Here is a 6,778-nt window from a genome sequence, read left to right as displayed (position 1 = left end):
AAATATATCATAGAACAAAAGAAAAAGCACTAACGTACTTTAAGAGAGCGATTCATCCCCTACTTATAGAAGTGGGGGTATTCTCGCAAATTTATGGATAAATAGGCCCAACCACGCCGATATTTAAATATATGATTACCATATTTATCTTTTTTCGCTGTTTTTACAATGCGAACGCTAAATGTTTGAAACCAGCCAAGCATAATACCAATTAAAATTAGAACAATCGTAACTAGCAACTGCCATTCCTGTTGCTCCGTAAAGATCGAAATAATCGTCATGACTAACGCATAAAGCGGAATAATTATAAAACTAGTCTTAGTCACAGTTTCTAATTGAAATGTTCCTTTAATGAAATTATATAAAATCAATAGACAAAAAATTATTAAGAGAGTCATTAAACATCCTTCCTAATATAAATATAAGATAGATTTTAATAACTCTCCACTATTACACTTTTAATCGTCTAAAGTAATTCTTTTTTCAAAGCGAAACATTTCATTATTACTATCCTGAATTTCGAAATTAGGATCTGGATGGCTTTGGTTATAAAATTCTACAACAGCAAAGCCACAACGATTGATATAAAAATGAATGTTTCGTTTATCAAAATACGGGGTACATGTCTCCCAAAGAACGGTTTGTGGATATTTCTGCTCTAATGCAGTCCAAATTTTATAACCAATTCCTTTATTTTGATGTGCAGTATCAACATATAAGAAGTCTAAATGATTGTGATGAGTTTGATCATCGATTTGTACAATTGCGCCACCCACAATCTAGAGATGCATAAATATCTTCAGTCGGTAATACATCTTCTAATGAGCTATCCTGTACTTGAGCTGCTTGATTAAATGAATCTTTCATTGCAGGAACAAAAATTGGTAAATCTTTTTCATTAAGTGGCATAAGCTTAAAATCCATCGTTTTACCTCCTAAAATACATAAAACTAAACGACCAATAATTTAAGGAATTTTACCATCTACTGCGAACTTTTGACCACTTATTACATATATAATGTAAGCAATGGCAAATATAATATACTTAGCTTAGAAAGGAAGTGGAAACTATGAAAGTAAACTGTCATATCGACCCTAATATTGAAGAGGAACACCTCGATTTATTTGTCCGTGAAATGAATCCCCAAATTAATAACCTCTTAAAAGGTTTTACAAGTACCGAACCAGTATTATGGTGTTATGACGCCGATCAAATCATCCCCATTAAATTCCCTGATATCTTTGAACTAACTGTCGCTAAGACTGGTACTAAAATTTCAACAAAAGATCATACCTACTTTTATCGTGAACGGTTATCCCACTTCAAAAGCAATCTTCCGAATGATTTTATTGAAGCATCTGTCAGCACTATTTTTAATTATCATTACCTTGATCACCTTGAGTTATTAGATAATGGTTTGATAGATGCAATTTTAACAAATGGTAGCCATATTCAGATTTCGCGACGAAAAATCAAAAATTTGAAAGCGAGGTTAGGACTATGAAAAAATATGTCAAATATACGATTGGTTTCTCAGGAATTGGTGTTCTAATTGGCTTAGCAATCTCTTTAGTTTTCAACTATCTTAACGGCAGTACCACTTACTACCCATCATCCCCTAATTTTGTTAACCAATTCGCTCATCCCCTTAACAGCGTAACTGTTTCTGTTATTTTATGGATGCTAATTGGCTGTGTTTTTGGGTTTGGCAGTTTAATTTTTGAATTTAAAAATTGGTCACTGCTAAAGAAAACGATCATTAATTTTTGTGCTTACTATGCTGGCTTTGCGCCATTAGCAATCCTATGCGGTTGGTTCCCATTGACTTGGATTAATTTTGCCATTTTCACGCTTATCTTTATTGTAATTTATGTCATAATTTGGCTTCTTAATTGGTACTCAATAAAAAAAGAGATTCGCTCAATTAATCAGCAAATCAAAAAGTAGTTTTCCCTCACATTTGATTGTAATAAGCCTGGACTAATTCAACAAAGTTATTAATATTATAAGTTGTTCCAAATAACTTACGAGCCGATGTCGACCAATAAGAAATTGGGTCTTCATGATCAGTTCCACCAAGATAACTTGAAATCATTGCATGTGTCCAAACAGTTCCACCGCCATCCTTGGTTCCCTTCGTCACGGGTAAATTATTCTGTTTTAAGATATAGGCTGTATAGTAAGCAGCATTGCCAAGCTGGTTGGCAAAAGAAGCTGCAGTATATTCATGAGGCATTTCAAACTGAACAAAGTATGGATTAGCATATGGCCCTGCTCCTTCTGCCATATATTTCGTATCAGCGATATTCAAAATTTGTTGATTATCAATAAATGTATGAACAAACACTCTAGTTGAACTATAATTTTGCTTCATATAAGGTACTTCACTACTAATCGTTGAATTTTCATTCCCAGTATCGTGAATTACGACCCCACGAGGATTTCCAGATGAAGTACTGTACCCGCGTTGTTCAAATATACTTGAAATTTGTTTAGTAATTTTAGCGTGTGGAAGACCAGATTGAGTAAGATAATTATTGATTTCGTTGTTCATTTTCAATTCAATATCGGTGGCCCGAATAAAATAATTTTTTCCATTATAGTTAATCCGTGCGTAAGTATCATCGTTATCATTAGAAATCAGATAGTAGCGATTGACCTTAACTAATGCTTGATCAGGCAGGTTGGCGCGTTGAATTGCTGAAAGTGAATTATATACTCTTGCGCCACTGCTTAACGTAGCCGTTTCACTAACAGCATACGAATTACTGACCTCCCGCGTATGATGAGAATAAAACCAACTCCCACCGATTATTGCTGCGACGATTACAACAAGTGATAGATATATTAAATTTTGTTTTTTCTTTCTCTTTGCCATACTAGTTATTGTAACGAATAAATTTGAATTTTGTAGAAAAAACTAATTATTTATAAGTAAAGTTAAAAATCCCTTGCCTTCATCAATACTGAAAGCAAGGGATCATTTTTATTACTAGAGCTTAATATTCTCAATTGCTAACAATTTCTTTTTGCGTTCAAGGCCACCGCTATAGCCCGTTAATTTACCATTTTGTCCAAGAACACGATGACATGGGATAAACAGTAAAACTGGATTTTTACCAACAGCATTCCCCACTGCCCGTGGACTACTATTAGTTCTCTGAGCTAGTTGCCCATAAGTCACTGTTGTCCCATAAGGAATCTGTCTTAATTGTTGCCAAACTTTTTGTTGAAAATCTGTACCGTTCAAATGGAACTGAGGATATGTTAAAGGGACATTTCCCAGGAAATAATCATCTAACCATTTAACGGCATCTTTAATTGGAGGATAAGTAGGATTAAGATTATTCTCTTTAGATTGATCAATAAATTTTACTTCAGTGATTCCATATTCATCTGCTTGCATTCCAATCTTTCCTAAAGGCGACGAGTAATTAAATCTTGCAATCATTATGGCCTTTCTCTTTAATTAAAATGTAAAATTTCATTTACAGGTCGACGCTCTGAATTGTAGCTATTAATTGTCGTATTAGCCGAATAACCAAGCGAGATACCAACAACAAACCGTTCATCCTCTGGCACATCTAAAGTTTGGTGAAGAATCGCTGGGAAACGAACGCTGTTATAGGTTGGAATCGTTCCCAAGCCATAAGCAGTTGCAGCTAACATAATATTTTCAGCAAACAAGCCCGCATCAAAAATCGACCAATCTGGTGAAGCTTTAGGAATAGTAATATAAAGAATTACAGGCGAATCATATAAAGTATTACTAGCATTTGTCATCTTTTCATGAGCTTCATCAAAATTAGCAAAATGATGAACAATTCCATGCCGCCATTGCTTCATATTATCTTGGGCTTGCGGTGCCCAGTCTTCACGGCTCATCACTGGCAAATCTGAATTCCCTTGGTTACCTGCAATATCTTGATCACGATAAGCATTCTTAATTTCTTGTAATGTATCGCCCATCGCACAATATACTTGCCAAGGTTGAGAGTTTACCCATGATGGAGCACGTTGAGCTAATTCAACAATTTTAGTAATCATTTTCTTTTCAACGGGTTTGTCCGTAAATTGACGAATTGAATGGCGTTGATTAATTGCATCTTGTAATTCCATTAGATGACTCCTCCTAAATCACATACTCTTACTAAAGTTTAGCATATTTAGGTTTACTTTAATAAGATCTTGTATTGGTCACTTTATTTCTTTCGCCGCACTGCTTCTCTAATCTTGGGATAGCGAACCATTAAGCAGGCCCCATAAGTAAAACTAGTTGCGACATTTAACACCCAGATGAACCAGGCGTTGTGACTACGGAAAAATGCGATTGTGGATAAGTCTTTAAGAACCTCTTCAAACAGTTCATGTGATATTTCCGTAGCATTAATATGGGCCCCATAAAATACCTCAACACTGATGCCAATTGCAAATGAAACAAGCCAGCCCAAAAGATACGGCCAATTCCTTTTAATCTTCAGAATCGGTCGTTGATGGGAATCTAGTTTATTAGTGTCTTTAATCTGCGTTTTACTTGCCTGTAGAAAGCCAATCGAAGCACCTAAGATTAGAAGAATAATTGTAAGTCCAGCTGCCGTTAAAGATCTTACGTTTTCTAAGCTCAAGACCATCATAATTGCAGAATACACTGGGATAATTATTAGCTCAAATCGTGTTACCTTTTCATATTCAAATGTTCCTTTAATGAATTTATAGATTAATAGAATTACAAATATAGTCATTGATAATACCCTAACTTTTAAGTTTGTATTTGTATTGTACTATATGACTAAGATAGTGAAACGGCCAATTTCAGGAATAATAATCTGAGATAGCTAATGTTAGCACCAACATGTCCCGTAACAATAGACCATTTTCGTGAATAGGTTGTCCGTAATTTTTAACAAAAAAGTTCCTTTTAATCTCAGTAACGCGAAAACCTATTTTCTGGTAAAGGTATAACTGCTTAAAGCTCGTACTCCCAGTGCCAATTTGCAATTGTTGATAATGATGTACCTTTGCAAAGTGAACGGCATCCTGCAATAACCTGGTTGCTATTCCGTGATTTTCAAGCCGTGGATCAACAGCAATATTCTTTATTTCTAATTTATCCGATGTAAGTTCTTGCAAAACCATTACAGCAATGGGATGACCATCTTTAGACTGTGCAAAAAGCATCCCTGATTGCAGATAATTTTGAACTAATTTCTTACTTGGATCAGCACTGAGAAGCAAATCCCAATGTTCAGGAGCTACTGTCGTTACTAATTCTATCTTTGTATCGTTATTAGTCATTCGACAATCCCTCACCCATACTATTAATAGTTAGAAACTGCTGATGAAGCTGTTTTGAAAATTTCATTACTCAAACTCCTTTTTTCCATTAAGACTGTTTGCACACACTTTCTTATTAAGGAGACTAATTCCCACTTACATTACTTAAGGCAACAGCCCAGCAACCTTATCACCTAATGTTGGATAAATCGCCATTACCTTTTGGCGATACTCATCCCCATTAATCTTCAAACCAATAATTGGCAAGAAGTTATTAATATCATCAGCCGCATAATCGCCAATTTCACTTGCCCCTACCAATTGCTGATCTTTAAAGACTAAGGTAAGGGTACTGATTTGATCGTTTTGGCCTGCGTAAAGGCTACCATATTTTAGTGAAACTGTCTTAACTTGATATTGTGAGTCACCAGCGACATCATCTGGATTAACACCGGCACGGGCAACCTCTGGGAATGTAAAGGCTGCTTGACCAATTGTCGGGTAAACAATATCTTGATCCGTTTTACCTGTTAAATAGTCAAAAAGATATTGACCTTCAAATTCAGCGACCGGTGTTAATTTAGGTTGTTTCAGATTAACAACATCCCCAACTGCGTACACACCATCAACCGTTGTCATTAAGTGACCGTCGACATTAATACCATGACGATCATATTCAATATCAGTATTTTCAAGTGCTAATTTTTCGATATTTGGATGACGACCAGTTGCATCAAGTACATAGTCAGCCTGTACTTCACCATGATTAGTTGTAACGAGCAAGCCGTCTTTACCTTGAGTTACTTTTTGCGTATCAGTATTAAAGCTAAATTTTATGCCCCGTTGCTTCATCGCATTAACTAGCGCTTCATCTTCCGCCTTGGTAAATTCACGAAGGACGCGGTCAGAATGAACAACGATTGTTACTTCAGCGCCAGCAGCTGCTACAAGGGTTGCTAACTCTAAGCCCACAAAGCCAGCACCGATTATCGTAATCCGTTGTGGAAGTTCTTTTAACGAGAGGAGGTCATAACTGGTATGAAGATACTCTTTACCCGAAATATTCAGAATATTTGGTGTTTGCCCCGTCGCAATGATAATATGATCGGCCTGGTATTGATGACCGTTTACACTAATAGTATGGTTATCTACAAAACTTGCGTAGCCGTCTTCAATATCATGACTTTTCTTAATAATATCGCGAGTTTCGCCTGGCCATGGATCAAACCGCTTAAGCTTAGTCTGCATTAATGCTTCCCAATCTAATTTTGCTGGTTGACTAATGCCTCGACCAAGAAGTTGCTGAGATTGGAGAACAGTCCGGGCAGCTCCTTCTAGAAAAATTTTTGGTTCGCACCCATAGTTAGGGCAAGTTCCCCCATATTCGAAACCCTCAACTACCAATACTTTACGGTCGGTTTTAGCCAAAAGATTAGCCATTTTATAGGCTGCTGGCCCTGATCCGATCAGAATATCATCATACTTTTTCATGTTCATCCCTCC

General features: G+C 36.1%; 11 protein-coding genes. 2 read left to right on the top strand and 9 right to left on the bottom strand.

Translation table 11 applies throughout. From position 1 onward, the window contains the following. Positions 1-59: 59 nt before the first annotated feature. Genes QOS06_RS09150 through QOS06_RS09140 form a run of 3 tightly spaced genes read right to left on the bottom strand, consistent with a single transcriptional unit; the run spans position 60 to position 924 of the window. The gene (locus QOS06_RS09150; RefSeq protein WP_225432472.1) at positions 60-398 is read right to left on the bottom strand and encodes a hypothetical protein; all 339 of its coding nucleotides are present in this window, start codon (positions 396-398) and stop codon (positions 60-62) included. Between the two features lie 60 nt (positions 399-458). After that, positions 459-776 (bottom strand): GNAT family N-acetyltransferase, encoded by a 318-nt coding sequence (locus QOS06_RS09145; RefSeq protein WP_229396998.1) that lies wholly within the window; start codon positions 774-776, stop codon positions 459-461. Next, a complete protein-coding gene (locus QOS06_RS09140; protein ID WP_225420656.1) occupies positions 748-924 on the bottom strand; it encodes a hypothetical protein in 177 nt (58 codons plus the stop codon). Before QOS06_RS09140 ends, QOS06_RS09145 begins: the two co-directional genes overlap by 29 nt. Positions 925-1,070: 146 nt before the next feature. Between QOS06_RS09140 and QOS06_RS09135 the strand changes: the two genes are divergently transcribed. Together QOS06_RS09135 and QOS06_RS09130 are read left to right on the top strand one after the other, a co-directional pair. Continuing rightward, positions 1,071-1,505, top strand: coding sequence for a LytTR family DNA-binding domain-containing protein (locus tag QOS06_RS09135; RefSeq protein WP_003670669.1), 435 nt, complete (start codon positions 1,071-1,073; stop codon positions 1,503-1,505). Then, on the top strand, positions 1,502-1,948 hold the full coding sequence (locus QOS06_RS09130) for a DUF3021 domain-containing protein (protein ID WP_003670670.1): 447 nt from the start codon (positions 1,502-1,504) through the stop codon (positions 1,946-1,948). Before QOS06_RS09135 ends, QOS06_RS09130 begins: the two co-directional genes overlap by 4 nt. 7 nt (positions 1,949-1,955) lie before the next feature. Here the strand turns inward: QOS06_RS09130 and QOS06_RS09125 are convergent, their stop codons facing one another. The 6 genes from QOS06_RS09125 to QOS06_RS09100 form a co-directional block, all read right to left on the bottom strand. Then, positions 1,956-2,879, bottom strand: a complete 924-nt coding sequence (locus tag QOS06_RS09125; protein ID WP_085681238.1) for a peptidoglycan recognition protein family protein — start codon at positions 2,877-2,879, stop codon at positions 1,956-1,958. Positions 2,880-2,993: 114 nt separating this feature from the next. Continuing rightward, positions 2,994-3,452, bottom strand: coding sequence for a methylated-DNA--[protein]-cysteine S-methyltransferase (locus tag QOS06_RS09120; protein WP_139561383.1), 459 nt, complete (start codon positions 3,450-3,452; stop codon positions 2,994-2,996). Positions 3,453-3,466: 14 nt separating this feature from the next. After that, entirely contained in the window at positions 3,467-4,120 is a 654-nt protein-coding gene (locus QOS06_RS09115) for a nitroreductase (protein WP_283595873.1), read from the bottom strand. Positions 4,121-4,203: 83 nt separating this feature from the next. Next, positions 4,204-4,743, bottom strand: coding sequence for a hydrophobic protein (locus QOS06_RS09110; RefSeq protein ID WP_152717883.1), 540 nt, complete (start codon positions 4,741-4,743; stop codon positions 4,204-4,206). A 70-nt stretch (positions 4,744-4,813) separates the two neighbouring features. After that, on the bottom strand, positions 4,814-5,296 hold the full coding sequence (locus tag QOS06_RS09105; protein WP_152711904.1) for a GNAT family N-acetyltransferase: 483 nt from the start codon (positions 5,294-5,296) through the stop codon (positions 4,814-4,816). A gap of 144 nt (positions 5,297-5,440) precedes the next feature. Then, a complete protein-coding gene (locus QOS06_RS09100; protein WP_283595869.1) occupies positions 5,441-6,772 on the bottom strand; it encodes a dihydrolipoyl dehydrogenase family protein in 1,332 nt (443 codons plus the stop codon). Positions 6,773-6,778: the final 6 nt, after the last annotated feature.

The organism is Limosilactobacillus sp. DJ3M12, from assembly GCF_947381695.1.
GTDB classification, from domain to species: domain Bacteria; phylum Bacillota; class Bacilli; order Lactobacillales; family Lactobacillaceae; genus Limosilactobacillus; species Limosilactobacillus kinnaridis.
The sequence above is the reverse complement of the archived record's forward strand: the minus strand, read 5'-3'. Positions and strand labels throughout refer to the sequence as shown.